This window comes from Planococcus sp. ISL-110, from assembly GCF_018613575.1.
In the GTDB taxonomy this organism is placed as follows: Bacteria; Bacillota; Bacilli; order Bacillales_A; family Planococcaceae; genus Planococcus.
In genome coordinates this window covers 28,107-43,632 of sequence record NZ_JAGGPX010000002.1, presented here as the reverse complement: position 1 = coordinate 43,632, position 15,526 = coordinate 28,107, and the positions used below count along the sequence as shown (strand labels likewise).

The following is a 15,526-nucleotide window of genomic DNA, read 5'->3' as shown; positions in this document are numbered from 1 at the left end:
TGGTTCAGGTTTTGGTTCAGGCTTTGGTTCAGGCTTTGGTGCAGCGATGCTGACTTTGTTTGAAGCCGCAGATTGCCTTCCTGTAATGTCCACGGCCACTACCGTATAGCTTCCAGGACCAGAGGCGGAATACGAATTGCTTTTCGCTTCTGAGATAGAGGCGACACGTGAATCGCCTCTATAAATCCGGTATCCGACTACATCGTTCGAACCGGAATTGGTCCAAGTGATGGTATTGTTGCTAATGGCAGCCCGCACACCTCCTGGAGCTGTGTTATCAGCCTCGAAAGTGTCTCCTGATGCAACTTTCGAAAATTTCGAGTTGCCAGGGAACAGCTTGCCGGCGTCTCCGCCGAACGGAGCCATCATGCGATCGATGTATTTTTGCGAAACACTGATGCCACCGCCAGAGGTAAACTCACTTGGTGTATTCGATAAAGCGGCATAGCGTTTGGCGTTAATCGTAGTAAACGAGCCACTTGTTAAGCTATCATCTTTTTCTGTTGGAGTCATTGCTTCAGCGTTAAACAAGTCTGAACGTATCAGTCCAGCTTCCTCGCAGGCACCACCTGGCGCTAAGCCGGAGATTCCGCAAAATGATTTCGTGACAACTCCATCAGGCTGTTTGAATTCCTCTGAAGTTCCAACCAGCTCAGGGCTGACATCGTAACTGGCATTCATTAAACGAGCCCATAATTGGTTGACGCGCATGGAAGCTGGCAAATCGCGGTTTTCGAACCGTGACAGCGTGAACTCCTCGGAATCATAGCCAAGCCATACGCCCATGGTCACATTCGGGTTATAGCCGATTAACCAGACATCCTTTGTGCTTTGGGTAGTACCTGTTTTTCCGGCAAAATCGGAATTGAATTTCAATAATCCATTTGCACGGTTAGCCGTTCCTCGGTCGGTATTAAAGACATCCCGCAGCATATCTGTCAGCACATAAGCAGTAGGTGGCGTAAACACTGCTTTTGACTCTGCCTTATGTTCATAAATAATGTTGCCGTCTGCGTCTTCAATTTTATCAATCATAGTCGTCTCGACGTATTCGCCGCTATTTCCAATCATTGCATAACCATTGGTAATTTCCTCGATTGAAGCTTCAATTCCTCCGCCTAGAGCAGAAGCGTAATTATCGTTTTCTTTTTCTTCGATCCGTGAAAATCCAGCGTTCATTATATACTGGATTGGCATTTGCTGTTGGATCTGGGCAAATAGCCGAAGGGTTGGCAAGTTTTGTGATTGTGCCAATGCGTCACGTGCCGGCATGATTCCCTGTTCACTTGTTGAAATAAAGTTTGTAGGACTCCACATGTTATTGTTATCCATGTGTTCGAACTTCACATCGACAAGAGGGGATCCAGCGCCAATTTGTCCGAACTCGATAGCGGGTCCGTAGACCAATAAAGGTTTTACGGTAGAGCCCATCGAACGGTAGGCTGAAGTGGCATGGTTCAAGTTCTCAGTTTCATGATCGCGGCCTCCTACGAAACTGATGATGCGTCCAGTGCCGTTTTCGATCATAATGCTGCCGACTTGAACTGGGAATTGCTTGTCGACAACTTCACCAGCGTCATTGAATCCTGTGCCGCCTACAGTAGTGCCGTAGGATTCATAGGATTTTTGTGCTGCTTCCTGTGCCACGTAGACTTCTTTGTCGATTGTGGAATGGATCCGGTAGCCGTTTGAACGAACTGCCCGATCTGCAAGAATTGCATACTCTTCATAAAGTTTGTCGTTTTCTTCCAGTGTTTTAGGGTCAATTCCATTTTTTTCCGCTAATATATCCATGATGATCCGGGATGCCCGTTTCTCTATTTCGACAGTGACAAATGGGAAATCGGAATAAGAACGTGATTCGTTCTGGCGGAAATCAGCCACAATATCGTAAGCGATGGCTTCATCGTATTCCTGCTGGGTGATGTACTCAGTTTCCTTCATTCGGTAAAGAACGGTTTTCATCCGGTCAAGACCCGGTATCAATCCCGCTTCATCTTTTAGTTTGCCGCCTTCTGCATAGGGGGTATAACTATAGGGAGCTTTCGGGATACCGGCAATAAAAGCTGCCTGTGCCAGGTTCAGTTCGCTGGCTGATACATTGAACATCCCTTTTGAAGCCGTTTCGATACCAGCGATATGGGCGCCGGAAGAAATTCTGCCGTAGGGCACAATATTCAAGTAAGCTTGCATGATTTCGCTTTTTGTCATGAATTTTTCCAAACGCATTGCAAGCAATATTTCTTTTGCTTTTCGCTCATAGGATACTTCATTTGTTAAAATCTGATTTTTGATCAATTGCTGTGTTAATGTTGAACCGCCTGTCTGGTTGTCTGAATTCGAGACATCCTGGAAAAGGCCGCGAAGAATCGCTTTTGGCACGATTCCTTCGTGTTCAAGGAAGTATTCATCCTCAGTGGCAAGAACAGCATCTTTTGCATAGGTTGAAACATTATCCAATGTTGTAACCTCGCGCTCCAAATCGGTCTGCAGTTTTCCGAGATAGACTTCGTTGTCAAAATACAGTTCAGAAGTTTCTTCAAAGCTGTATATTTCACTTAGCATTTCGTCTTCGGTACGGAGTTCTTGTTCATCCACCAGTGATGCAAAATAGCCTGCTCCGACAGATGCGGCGAAAACTCCGCCTGTTACGAGAACAATCGCCAGAATCAATGCCAAATTCCAAATGACCCCTGACGTAATGCTCAGCCGTGTGAACCATTTTTTTGAGGTCCATCTATCGGTTGTTTCTTCAGCCTTGCTTATCCAAATTCTTAATTTTTCACGCACGTTATCGCCCTCCTAAAATCCTTTATATTATATCATATTCCTATAATTGCATCTAAACTTATTGACAATATCGAATAATAAAGTAAACTACTAGTATATTTCATATTCATATTCAAAACGTCGAAGGATCCGAAGTAGGTCGTGCAATTTTGTTTTAGAGAGCCGGTGGGTGGTGCGAACCGGTCAAAATGCATGTATCGAATTACAGGTTTGGAGTTTACGGAAGTGCCCCGTTCGGCACATGATGAGAGGGAGATTTATTTCTCCAAGCTGGGTGGTACCGCGCAATCGCGTCCCTGCATGGATTTTTCATGCAGGGGCTTTTTTATGTGGTTTTTCATCGCGCTCAGCGTTTTTAATATTAAGGAGGAATTGGAATGGCTAACGAATTGATTCAAGATTTACAATGGCGCGGTCTATTATACCAACAGACTGATGAAGAAGGAATGGAAAAACTGCTGGATGAACAGAAAATCTCCTTATATTGCGGAGTGGATCCGACGGCAGACAGCATGCACATTGGGCATATTGTTCCATTGCTGACGCTGCGCCGCTTTCAAATGCACGGCCACCAGCCGATTTTATTAGTCGGGGGAGCTACCGGTATGATCGGTGATCCTTCAGGCCGGAACGAAGAGCGCCAGCTGCAGACAACTGAACAAATTGACCGCAATGTTGAAGGCATCAAGGTGCAGATGGAACAGATCTTCGATTTCCAATCCGAGAATGGGGCAAAAATGGTCAACAACCGCGACTGGATCGGTAAGATGAGTGTCATCGAATTTCTTCGCGATTACGGCAAATTGATTTCGGTCAATTACATGCTGGCCAAAGATTCAGTTGCTTCGCGGTTAGAGACAGGCATTTCGTTTACTGAATTCTCCTATACGCTGATTCAGGCAATTGACTTTAATCATCTGTACAATCAGCACAATTGCCGTATTCAGATTGGCGGATCCGATCAGTGGGGCAATATTACCTCTGGACTTGAAATGATCCGTAAAACGCATGATGAAGAATCAAAAGCATTCGGTATCACGATCCCGCTTGTCACAAAAGCAGATGGCACGAAATTCGGCAAATCAGCCGGTGGTGCTGTCTGGCTGGACCCGAAAAAGACGACACCTTATGAATTTTACCAGTTTTGGATCAACGCAGCAGATGCTGATGTTATCAAGTACTTGAAAATCTTCACATTTATCAGCCGTGAAGAGATTGAAGCGTTGGAAGCAGCAGTGGAAACTGAAGCGCATTTGCGGAAATCGCAAAAAACGCTGGCAGAAGAAATGACCAAATTGATTCACGGTGAAGAGGCGCTTGCCGATGCACAGCGCATTACAAAAGCCTTGTTCAGCGGTGACCTGAAAGCCTTATCCGCAGAAGAGATGAAAGCCGCCTTCAAGGACGTTCCGTCAGTGGAAATGGCGAAAGAAAACAAATCCATTGTCGACTTGATTGTGGAAGCTGGAATCTCTTCATCGAAAAGACAGGCTCGTGAAGACGTCACCAACGGCGCGATTTCTGTGAATGGCGAAAAAGTGGTCGATCTGGAATATGTCGTCGATGAAAAAGATCGGTTGGAAGATGCCTTTGCCATTATCCGCCGCGGCAAAAAGAAATACCACATGGTGCAATTTCAATAGACAGCCTTCAAAAAGACAGCCGTTCTTCAAAAGGCTGTCTTTTTTGTATACTCAGGGAAAATAAGAGATTCACGTTTACGCGGATTTAGAGAGGGTAACATGAGGAATGAACGGCGATTGACTTTACTAAAACTTCTAGGAGGCGTTAGAAATGTCAAGAGTAATTGGATCATACGATACTGAAAACGAAGCCATTCAGGCAATCGAAGATTTACAGCAAAAAGGCTATAATAGCGAAGACATTTCCGTATTAAGTAAAGATAAGAAGGAAACAGAAACCATTACTGAAGAAACTGGAACACATGCAGGAGAAGGTGCAGCTACTGGTGCATTAACTGGCGGAGCGCTTGGTGGCATTGGCGGAGTTTTAGCTGGAATTGGAGCACTGGCCATTCCAGGCATCGGCCCTATCATTGCAGCGGGGCCAATAGCAGCCGGCTTGACAGGTGCTGCTGCGGGAGCGGGGGTAGGTGGACTCGCCGGAGCCCTTATCGGACTCGGGATACCGGACGATGAAGCGGAAATGTATGAAACACATTTTAATGAAGGAAAAATATTGGTGCTGGTCGAGGAAGACCGAAGTTCAATACCAGACCGCAATGATCGGGATACCTTCATCGGAGAGCGTGATCCCCTAATCGGAAATGAAAAGACCACAACGATAAGGGGTGACCAAAGCGATTTTGATAATGAGCCGTTACGAGGCAGTCGCCGCGGACAAGCCGGCCTGTAAAGCTATCGCATAGAAAAAAGCCATCCTAAACGGGATGGCTTTTTTGACTGGCATTAAAGTGGCACGCGCCTTCTAGCAGCAGCATTTGCTTTTCAACATTTAAATTTGCTTTTCTTTAATGAAGCGCGGCAGTTCCATATCTTCAAATTCTTCAGGATGAATCAGTTTCCCCAGGCGGATGGCTCCTTCAATCAGTCGGGGAGAAGGGCGGCAATACAGTTCTTCTTCCATGACATGAATTTGGTCAATAGCTTTCATTTCATTCCAGCCGGGGCGTTTTTTGACAAGCTCCGGTTTTACTTTGGCGGTTAAAATGCCGACCCAGGCAAGGAGGATATAGTCAGGCTGCCGTTTCAGCACATCTGCCCAATCTGTTTGGATATTGGCAGAATCGGTATCATCAAACAAGTTACGGGCGCCGATCAGGCTGCTGATCTGTGTCAGCCAGTTGATATTTCCAGGAGTGAAGACTGGCTTGGGCCACCATTCCCAGTACAAAGCAGGCCGAGTCGTCGCCTGTTCGCCGCGCCTTTTGATGTCTTCGATCACATCCAGGTATTCAGTGTGGACAGCTGTGGCGTCTATTCCACAGGCATCAGCCACTTTCAAGAGATCCAGTCCGACTTCCTCCAGTGTTTGGGGATTCAACACAAGATGCGGTATTTTTCTTCGAACCAGTTCATCAAGGTTTTTTTCCATTCCCGGTACACTCAATGATGCCAGAACCAAATCGGGTTTTAATGCTTCCAGTTCATCCATCCGGATTGACAAATCAGGCCCCAGTCGTGGCAATGCCGTGATTTGTTTTGGCCAATCAGAATAATCATCAATGCCGACCAGTAGATGTTCGGCATCCAGGAATGCCAGCAATTCCGTATTGCTTGGGCAAATTGAAATAATTCGCATCCAGCTCCACCTCCATTTTTTCCAGTTTACCATGTCTAAAGAAAACGTTCTTCCCAATTGATGAAACAGTTTAAACAAAGTATGATAAAGCTGGCTGTAAGCTGCTGTATTAAAAGTCATTTCCTATATAAAATTTCATGAAAATCAGGTCAATAATAGTGTAATATATACAAAAATGAGTAAGTGCAGTGAGTGCTGAAAACAGAAGTTAATGCAATTCAGTCAGCTTTCGGCTGGAGTGAAATTATAAGTGAGAGCGGGATGAAGCCATTGCCAACAGGCTGTAAGAACTTGCAAAAACTATCAACAGCAAGGATTATTTGCCGTTTTGATGCAATGGCCGTTAAATGTTGAAAGACCAAGACTTGTATGAGTACTTAAACGCACGAACCTGGAAGATGACGGAGGATTGGTATTCGTCATTGGATAAAAATAAAGCTGGAGTCTACGGCTCGACCGACCCCAATAAAGTGGCGCTACTAAAAAAATAGAATCATGAGTTCCATCTTCGCTTTTGCGCCATGTTCCAAAAGGATAATCATGAGTTTACAGCGGGCTTTCGGGATTGGATAGAAACGATTGCCAAAGACGAAGCCCATCTGGATACGCCGATTGTGGACGTTATCGAGGAATTTTTCCGTGCGCAGCAGCAGTATTTGGATGAAATCGGAGCATACGTCTTAAGCCGTAAAGAGCAAATCAGCCATGAAAAGCTGGTGGAATGGACAAAAGCGGTTGTTCAGATAATCAGTAAAGTTATTGTTGAGTTTCCAGACAAGAATTCCAAAGCTGCAGAGAAGCGGATGAATTCCCAGCAGCAGATGATTGTGGAAATGAGTGCACCGGTTATCTTGCTGGCTGAAAAAATCGGCATGCTGCCATTGATCGGAGAAATCACGCCGCACCGGGCAGAGATCATGTTTGAAAAAGCGTTGGCTCAAAGCTCCAAACACGACCTGAAGAAACTGTTCATTGATCTGTCCGGTGTGCCACTTATAGACACGATGGTTGCTCAGCAAGTTTTCCAATTGATCAAAGGGTTGGAAATTATCGGAGTCCACGTGGCTTTATCCGGCATCAGCCCTGTCATTGCCCAAACAGCTGTGCAATTAGGTATCAAGTTTGTCGATATAGAAGTCTACAGCACCATCGCTCAGGCGTTAAAGCAAAACAGGATCCACTTGGTCTGAACAAAAAGTTAAACAAAAAATTTCCGGAGTTAACTGGCTCCGGGAATTTTTTGTTTAATATACTGCATCTAGTTGAGAGTTCGAAAGTTTTGACTTGCTAATCAAGAGGCAGGGAGATGTGTTTCATCAATCTAGCTGTCTGTTTGTGGAAAAGTTAGACTTGTTTGCGGAATCCAGATTTTATTTGCGGAATAAACCGGTTTGTTTGCGGAATCCAATAGTTTGTTTGCAGAACTCAAAAATTTCGTTAGGTAAGAGAGAAGTAAACAAAAAACCCTCGAAACCATTGAATTAACAAGGTTTCGAGGGTTTTCGGTACTACTGTTTACGAAATTTTTCAATTAACGTGAGTAGTACTCAACGATCAATTGTTCGTTGATTTCAGCAGACAATTCGCTGCGCTCTGGAAGGCGTACGAATGTTCCTGTTTTGCTATCAGTATCGATAGTTACGTATTCAGGAACAAAGTTGCTTACTTCGATTGCTTCGTTTACTACATCAAGGTTGTTTGATTTTTCACGGAAAGCAATTGTTTGTCCTGGTTTCACGCTGAATGACGGAATGTCAACGCGTTTGCCATCAACAAGGATGTGGCCGTGGTTTACGATTTGGCGAGCTTGGCGACGAGTGCGCGCAAGGCCTAAGCGATAAACAACGTTATCAAGGCGAGCTTCAAGAAGGATCATGAAGTTTTCACCGTGCTTACCAGTCATTTTGCCGGCTTTGTTGAACAAAGTTTTGAACTGGCGTTCGGTTACTCCGTACATGAAACGTAGCTTCTGTTTTTCTTGAAGTTGCAAACCGTACTCAGAAACTTTTCTGCGTTGGTTAGCACCGTGTTGACCTGGTGCGTAAGGGCGTTTTTCTAATTCTTTACCTGTGCCTGTAAGGGAAATTCCCAAGCGGCGTGACAGTTTCCATGATGGACCTGTATAACGAGACATATAAGTCTCCTCCTCTGTTTTTGGTTTTTAGAGTAAAATAAAAACCAGATGCATTCATGCTGCAAGCCATTTTATATTCTTGTACCTTCGCTCAGCAGCCAAAGAGTTACACGATACACCTGCTATGAGGAATAAAATGGACGAACACGCACATACAACTGCTGCGATTATTTTACACAAAGCATAGTATAACTGATTTTGGAACCTTAAGTCAACAAAGATCCGCAGATGCTGGCAGAAAGTGACGGCTTTCTTTTTTACACAGTTCAAGGTAAAATGAAATCAAGGTGTTATGTAAGCGCTTTCTATTTTGGTTAAGGGGTGGTTTTATGAAAGGAAAAGAAATGAATATTGAAACAGCGGTCATTCACAAAGGCTACGACAGCACAAATCATCACGATAGTCTAGTTACGCCGCTTTATCAGACCTCGACTTATTCGTTTGCCAACGCGGAGCAGGGGGAAGACCGGTTTGCGGGAAACTGTGAAGGCAATATCTATTCGCGTCTCGGCAATCCCACGGTCCGTGTGCTGGAGGAACGGATGACGGAAATCGAAGGAGGCCAGGGTGCACTCGCTTTCGGTTCAGGAATGGCTGCGGTTAGCGCCATTTTGATTTATTTGACCAAAGCGGGTGATCATGTACTTTGTTCGAGGGGGATTTATGGCTGCACCTTCGGGTTGCTTGAAATCATGGAAGAAAAGTACGGAATTACGCATGATCTTGTTTCCATGACAACCGAACAGGAAGTAGAGAAGGCGATCAGGCCGGAAACGGTTTGCATCTATGTGGAAACGCCGATCAATCCGACGATGGAGCTTGTTGATCTGGAAGCGGTCATGGCGGTAGCGAAAAAGCACAATATTCGAGTGGTCGTGGACAATACCTTCTGTTCGCCTTATCTGCAAAATCCATTGCGGATGGGAGCGGATTTTGTTTTGCACAGTGCGACCAAATACCTGAATGGCCATGGGGATGTGGTCGGTGGGGTTTTGGTGGGGCATGACGCAGATGAAATGCAGCATATCCGGATGACGGTGCAAAAAGATGTTGGCGGAATCATGTCGCCTTTTGATGCATGGTTGTTGTTGAGAGGGCTGAAAACCCTGCATGTGCGGATGGACCGTCATGTCGCCAATGCTAAAGCCGTGCTCAATTTCCTGAAACAGCAGGAGCTGGTTAAGAAGATTTACTATCCTTACGATGATGAACATCCACAGGTAAGAATCGCCAAGCGGCAGATGCGGCAAGGGGGCGGATTGATTTCTTTTGAAATCGATGGAGGAAAAAAAGAAGCCCAAGCCTTTTTGAATGCTTTGTCGCTCATCAAAATCGCGGTCAGCCTGGGCGATGCAGAAACATTGATTCAGCATCCGGCAACGATGACCCACGCGGTTGTGCCCGACGAAAGCCGGAATGCGATGGGCATCAGCGACTCTTTACTTCGGCTGTCGGTCGGTTTGGAGCATGTGGACGACTTGATCGATGATTTAAACAAAGCATTCAACCATGTGAAACCGAAACTTCAGAAAATATGATAGGAGAAAGCTGAACGATTGCCTATAAAAAAAGACCCGGAACTCGAAATTCGAGTTCCGGGTCTTCCTATTTTATAAATGCTTCATTAAAACGTCAGTGAAAAGTTGGAGACCTTGCTGGTCTTCTTTTGTGAAACGGTTTAGTTCCGGGCTGTCGATATCGAGAACACCGATCACCTGGTCTTCTTTCATAAGCGGAATGACAATTTCAGAACGGGATGCTGCATCACAGGCGATATGGCCAGGAAATGCCTGGACGTCTTCTACCAGCATAGTTCTTTTATCGGAAACGGCTGTCCCGCATACGCCTTTGCCAACCGGAATCCGGACGCAAGCCGGAAGACCCTGAAAAGGACCCAGTACAAGCTCGCCATTCTCCATCAAATAAAATCCGACCCAGTTGGTACGTTCAAGAAACTGGTTGAGCAAAGCTGAAGCGTTGCTCAGATTAGCGATACTATTGTTTTCACCTTCCAATAAAGCATCCAATTGCTTTGAAAGCAAAGTGTATTGTTCTAAACTGCTGCCGCTGTAATCCGTTTGTGTAAACATGAATAATTCCCTCATTTCGTTTTGAGTTTGATCTGATCCTGTATTCAAAAGACACCTGCTCTTTTAAAAAAGAGATTCATAGGTGGTGGGTGTAACGGAAACGCAAAAATCTAATTCCTTAAAATAATCGGTTCAACTCAGATAAGTATAAATTTTCTCGTAATGCTTATGCAAGCCATTGACATTATGGGCGTCCGAGCCGAAGATGAGTGGAATGCCTAGCGATTTCGCATATTCGATAAAAGGCGCCGGTGGATAGGCTTCCAGGCAGTCGGGCTTCGAGAAACCTGCTCCGTTGACATCAAGTTCGCAGCCGTTTTTCTCCATTAAATCCAGAACGTGCCGAATCTGTGCGCTGTCGTCGATTTTTTCTCCGTGTGTCAACTGGAATTTGTGGATCAAAGTCGGATGGCCAATTCGCTTTGGTTTGAATCGCCCCAGGTCTGCCTGAATGGAAGCTTCCACCGTATCATAATAAAGCTGATAGGCGGCTTCGACAGAACCGCTTGCAGCAGCCAGTTCCGCAAATACTTCCTTACTGTAATCGGCACAGTAATACTGGTTGCCGACTTGGAGAAAATGGACTGACAAAATGGCATCGTCGAGAGCAGGACCGATTTCATCTAGAAAAGATTTTGTTTCTTTTTCATATCCTGCAATAAAGTCGACTTCCAATCCGACCCGAATACGGATATCCTTTTGATACACAGCTTTTAACCGGTTAATTTCCTGCATATAAGGAGACAGCTGGTCCATCCTGATGCTGCTGTCTTTCATGGGTGTGGGGTCCGTGAAATTATGCGGAAGGGGAGCGTGTTCAGTAAAAGAAATATCCGTAAACCCGGACTTGATTGCTTTTTCAATATAAAATTCTGTTGAGTCTTTTGTCCCGTGAGGACAAAAATGCGTATGAATATGACCATCTCGTTTCATATAAGCCATCCTCTTTTCTGTCTATTAAAAAATATAATCGCTTTTCTTCTAATTTGGCAAACATAAGATTAGAATACATGTTAAAATAAAAGAATCATGAATACATTTACGTATAACTGGTAATGTGATTTTGGAACAGGGGGCTATGTGACTTATGATGGAGTATATCATCATTGCGGTCATCATTCTATTAGCGATAATGATCTTAGGCTTTATGTTTCGCAAAAAACATTTGGCTGAAATTGAGCGCTTAGAACAATTAAAACTGCAAATACAAAATAAACCGATACTTGAAGAACTGACAAAAGTGAAACAATTGAACATGAACGGCCAGACGGAGGAAATGTTCGAACGCTGGCGCAACGTGTGGACTGAAATCATGGATGTGCATATTCCAAAAATCGATGCTTCCTTATACGATGCTGAAGAAGCAATCAACCGTTTCAGATTCAGCAAAGCGACAAAGCTTGAACAGGAAACCGAAGTGAAAATCGATAGTGTGGATCAACAGATGAACACCATCCTGGTTGAACTGGAAGAATTGATCGGCAGCGAAGAGAAAAATCGCAGTGAAATTGATCTGATCCAGGAAAAATACCGCCGTGCTCGCAAAAACCTGCTGGCTCACCAACATTCTTATGGCGCTGCAGCCGAACCACTCGAGAAAAAACTTGAATCCTTCATTCCGATGTTTGATGAATACGAGAAATTGACCAATGAAGGCAATTACTTAAAAGCCCGTGAAATTGTCATCAGCTTATCAGCTGAAGGCGAAGAAGCATTTCTATTGGTTGATGACATTCCGCCATTATTGGCTGATGTCCAGACAAAAATCCCTTCTTATATTGCTGAACTTCGACAAGGCAAGAACGAAATGGAAGAGCAGTCTTATTACCTTGGGCATTTGGAGTTGACACTTCAGCTGGATGAGATGGAAGAAGAGCTGGAAGTGCTGAAAACGAACATCGCACAACTTGAGATCGAACAAACGAAAGTTGCAGTTGAAAAAATCAAAGACCAGATTGATTCGTTTTATGAGCTTCTGGAAAAAGAAGTGGAAGCGAAGCATTACGTGGATGAATTCCGTGTGGATACAGAGCGCCATTTGGAAGTTGTGGCACGGGATACAACGGAAATGGCAGAAGAATGCAGATACGTTCAGCACAGCTATAAAATCAGCGAAAGCGAAGCGGCTATTCCGAAGTCCTGTATGGATAAGATGGAGCAATTAGCGAAACGCTACGATCTGCTTCGCTCACGTCTGGAAGAAGATCAATCAGCGTATTCAAGTCTTCAAGAGGAATTGCTTCACATTCGTGAAGATCTGTCGATTGTCGATTCAACACAAATTGATTTCATGACTGCACTGAAGGGCCTTCGCATTGAAGAAAATAATGCGCGTGCCAAAGTGGAGCAATTGAAACGCAAATTGCAGGAAACAGATCGCATTCTGCATAAAGCCAATATTCCCGGCATTCCGGAAGATATGGATGTGCGCCTTGAAGAAGCAGAAGAACATCTTTTTGTTACCATGCAGACTTTGCGTGAAGTGCCATTAAATATTAAGCTGGTCCATAATTATTTGGAGCAAGCTGAAAAAAGCATTGATGAGGTCCATGCAAAAGCGATTGAAACAGTTGAAAACGTGTTGTTAATTGAACGCATCATTCAATACGGCAACCGTTACCGCAAATCCAATCTTCAATTGGATGCCAAGCTGGGAGAAGCGGAAGAATCATTCCGTCAGCTTCGGTATACAAAAGCATTGGAAGAAGCAGCAACTGCAGTCGAAAACTTTGAACCTGGTTCGATGAAGCGCATCGAAGTGCTGGTCAAAGAAGACGCTTGGCGCATTTAAAAAAACAAAATGTAAAACCACCAGCGAACGAGCTGGTGGTTTTCTTTTCGGAGGTGGAAAAATGATTTATCTGGACAACAGCGCGACAACCCGGCCGAGAAAAGAAGTGCTCGATGCCTTTGTGGCAGCCAATGAACGATTTTATGCTAATCCATCGTCGCTCCATGTACTCGGCAACCAGGCAGAGGATTTGCTGGAAACCGCACGCAACCAGCTGAAAGAACGATTGTACATGGAAGAGATCGTTTTCACTTCCGGTGGAACAGAAGCAAACAACCTGGCTTTGATCGGCACAGCACGAAGCTATCAGCACCGAGGCAAGCATATCGTAACGGCCCAAACAGAACATCCCTCCGTCTTGAACAGCCTTGCTGCATTGGAGCAGGAAGGCTTTAGCGTGACACGTCTTCCTGTCAGCCGATCAGGAGCGATTGATGTTGATGAGTTGAAGAATGCCCTTCAAAGCGATACGATTCTGGTGTCGCTCATGCACATCAATAATGAAATTGGTACCGTCCATCCCATTGCGGAAATTGCGGTTCTCCTGAAGGAGCGGCGCATCTTCTTTCATGTAGATGCAGTCCAAAGCATCGGCAAGCTGGTCTTCGACCCAGCGGCCATGCCAGATTTGTTGTCCATATCGGGGCATAAAATCCATGGTTTGAAAGGTAGTGGGCTATTGGCGTATTCAGGAGTCCAGTTGCAGGCCATTCAATATGGAGGTGGCCAGGAATCGGGAATCCGGAGCGGTACCGTTTCCGTAGCGAATGCAGTCGCTTTAGCGAAAGCACTGAGATTAGCGCAACCGAACCCGTTGCATCTGACATGGAACCAAAGGCTGCGTGGATTCTTTTCGGAGTTCAATGGCGTAAAAGTCGTCAGTCCTAAAGATGCGGCACCACATATTTTAGCGGTGGCGGTTAAAGGAGTAAAAGGAGAGATTCTCGTATCAGGCCTGCAAAAAGAGTCGGTCATCGTCTCCACTTCCAGCGCCTGTTCATCAAAAAACGGCGACACGAGCCACGTTATCGGAGCGATCGGCCTGCCGCGTGAATTCAAGGATGGCGTCATGCGAATCAGTTTTGGGGCATTTACCGAAGAACAGGATATTATCGCACTGCAAAGCGCATTTCAGCGGGTCTACCGCACCATAAAAGGAGTTTAACCTACTATGAAAACCAATCAAATCCTCGTGCGTTACGGCGAGTTATCAACAAAAGGTAAAAACCGGAGTTCGTTTATCGGACGGCTGCGAGACAATGTCAGACAAACCTTTTCCGATTTGGAACATATCCAAATCAAAGCGGAACGCGATCGGATGTTTATCACATCAGACAGCGAACAGGAACTGGCACAAGTGATTGAGCGTTTGCCGCATGTGTTCGGCATCCAATCATTCAGCCCGGTGACTGCATGTGAGTTGGACCTTGAAGCAATGAAAAAAACAGCGGAATCAGTGATCGCCAAAATCCAGGATACCGACAAAAGCTTTAAGGTGTCTGTCAAACGGCCCTTCAAAGAGTTTCCGCATGAAAAGCCGGAAATCATGAAAGAACTGAGCTCTCATGTATTGAGAATTTTTCCGAGTTTGAAGGTTCAGATGAAAGATCCGGAAATCGACTTGAAAGTGGAAGTGCGGGAAGAAGCGGTCTATATGATGGCAGAAGTTATTCAAGGGGCTGGCGGCTTGCCTGTAGGAGCTGGCGGAAAGGCTTTGTTGATGCTGTCTGGTGGCTTGGACAGTCCAGTTGCGGGTTACCATATGCTGAAACGCGGCGTCCGTCTGGAATTGATCCATTTCTTCAGTCCACCGTTCACCAATGACCGTGCCAAGGAAAAAGTATTTGACTTGGCAGAAAAGCTGTCGCAGTTCGGTTCATCCGTCAATCTGCACATTATTCCGTTCACCAAGCTGCAACAGGAAGTTCATAAGCAGGTGCCGGACAATATCACCATGACCTCTACCCGCCGAATGATGATGCGCGTCGCAGATCTTGTGATGGCTGAAACCAATTGCCGCGCCATTATCACCGGCGAAAGCCTGGGGCAGGTTGCGAGCCAAACTTTGGAAAGCCTGCAGGCCATCAACGCCGTGACGAATACACCGGTGCTGCGTCCGCTGATCGCGACGGATAAGTTGGCCATCATCGATACGGCACAGCAGATCGGGACCTATGAGATTTCCATCCGGCCGTTCGAGGATTGCTGCACAATCTTCACGCCGGCAAATCCGAAAATTAAACCAAAGCTTGAAAAAGTAGAGTATTATGAGAACTTTGTTTCGTTCGATGAGTTGATCGAAGAAGCTGTGGCAGAGCGGGAAATCATCAAGTTCCCACGTGTCAAAGTAGATCAGTTTGTAGATCTATTATAATTATTGAGCCGCCCAACAAGGCGGCTCTTTCCTGTTTTATATAGGGAAGAGTTTTGCATAGTAGT

General features: G+C 45.3%; 12 protein-coding genes. 7 read left to right on the top strand and 5 right to left on the bottom strand.

What is annotated here, in order from left to right:
* Positions 1–2,790: transglycosylase domain-containing protein (locus J7I83_RS00225; protein WP_215098676.1), on the bottom strand; the 2,790-nt coding region annotated here is incomplete at its 3' end.
* A gap of 377 nt (positions 2,791–3,167) precedes the next feature.
* On the opposite strand from J7I83_RS00225, the gene tyrS reads away from it, so the two are divergent.
* Positions 3,168–4,433 (top strand): tyrosine--tRNA ligase, encoded by a 1,266-nt coding sequence (gene tyrS, locus J7I83_RS00220; RefSeq protein WP_215098675.1) that lies wholly within the window; start codon positions 3,168–3,170, stop codon positions 4,431–4,433.
* Positions 4,434–4,584: 151 nt separating this feature from the next.
* On the top strand, positions 4,585–5,166 hold the full coding sequence (locus J7I83_RS00215; protein ID WP_215098674.1) for a general stress protein: 582 nt from the start codon (positions 4,585–4,587) through the stop codon (positions 5,164–5,166).
* A 99-nt stretch (positions 5,167–5,265) separates the two neighbouring features.
* On the opposite strand, the gene J7I83_RS00210 is transcribed toward J7I83_RS00215, so the two are convergent.
* Positions 5,266–6,072, bottom strand: coding sequence for a cobalamin-binding protein (locus J7I83_RS00210; RefSeq protein ID WP_215098673.1), 807 nt, complete (start codon positions 6,070–6,072; stop codon positions 5,266–5,268).
* Positions 6,073–6,593: 521 nt separating this feature from the next.
* Between J7I83_RS00210 and J7I83_RS00205 the strand changes: the two genes are divergently transcribed.
* Complete coding sequence (locus J7I83_RS00205; RefSeq protein WP_251047359.1) at positions 6,594–7,262, top strand: STAS domain-containing protein; 669 nt, start codon at positions 6,594–6,596, stop codon at positions 7,260–7,262.
* Positions 7,263–7,603: 341 nt separating this feature from the next.
* On the opposite strand, the gene rpsD is transcribed toward J7I83_RS00205, so the two are convergent.
* Positions 7,604–8,206 carry a 30S ribosomal protein S4 gene (gene rpsD / locus J7I83_RS00200; protein ID WP_215098672.1) on the bottom strand — a complete coding sequence of 201 codons (603 nt, stop codon included), beginning with the start codon at positions 8,204–8,206 and terminating at the stop codon, positions 7,604–7,606.
* Positions 8,207–8,535: 329 nt separating this feature from the next.
* On the opposite strand from rpsD, the gene megL reads away from it, so the two are divergent.
* Positions 8,536–9,744, top strand: coding sequence for a methionine gamma-lyase (megL, locus tag J7I83_RS00195; RefSeq protein WP_215098671.1), 1,209 nt, complete (start codon positions 8,536–8,538; stop codon positions 9,742–9,744).
* 72 nt (positions 9,745–9,816) lie between these two features.
* On the opposite strand, the gene J7I83_RS00190 is transcribed toward megL, so the two are convergent.
* Together J7I83_RS00190 and hisJ are read right to left on the bottom strand one after the other, a co-directional pair.
* Positions 9,817–10,296: a GAF domain-containing protein gene (locus J7I83_RS00190; protein ID WP_215098670.1), complete on the bottom strand. Its 480-nt coding sequence runs from the start codon at positions 10,294–10,296 to the stop codon at positions 9,817–9,819.
* A gap of 132 nt (positions 10,297–10,428) precedes the next feature.
* Positions 10,429–11,229, bottom strand: a complete 801-nt coding sequence (gene hisJ / locus J7I83_RS00185; RefSeq protein WP_215098669.1) for a histidinol-phosphatase HisJ — start codon at positions 11,227–11,229, stop codon at positions 10,429–10,431.
* Between the two features lie 154 nt (positions 11,230–11,383).
* Here hisJ and ezrA point away from each other — a divergent pair, with 154 nt between their 5' ends.
* The 3 genes from ezrA (at position 11,384) to thiI (ending at position 15,461) form a co-directional block, all read left to right on the top strand.
* Positions 11,384–13,087, top strand: coding sequence for a septation ring formation regulator EzrA (ezrA, locus tag J7I83_RS00180; protein WP_215098668.1), 1,704 nt, complete (start codon positions 11,384–11,386; stop codon positions 13,085–13,087).
* Between the two features lie 61 nt (positions 13,088–13,148).
* On the top strand, positions 13,149–14,252 hold the full coding sequence (locus J7I83_RS00175) for a cysteine desulfurase family protein (RefSeq protein ID WP_215098667.1): 1,104 nt from the start codon (positions 13,149–13,151) through the stop codon (positions 14,250–14,252).
* Between the two features lie 6 nt (positions 14,253–14,258).
* On the top strand, positions 14,259–15,461 hold the full coding sequence (gene thiI, locus J7I83_RS00170) for a tRNA uracil 4-sulfurtransferase ThiI (protein WP_215098666.1): 1,203 nt from the start codon (positions 14,259–14,261) through the stop codon (positions 15,459–15,461).
* Positions 15,462–15,526 lie beyond the last annotated feature (65 nt).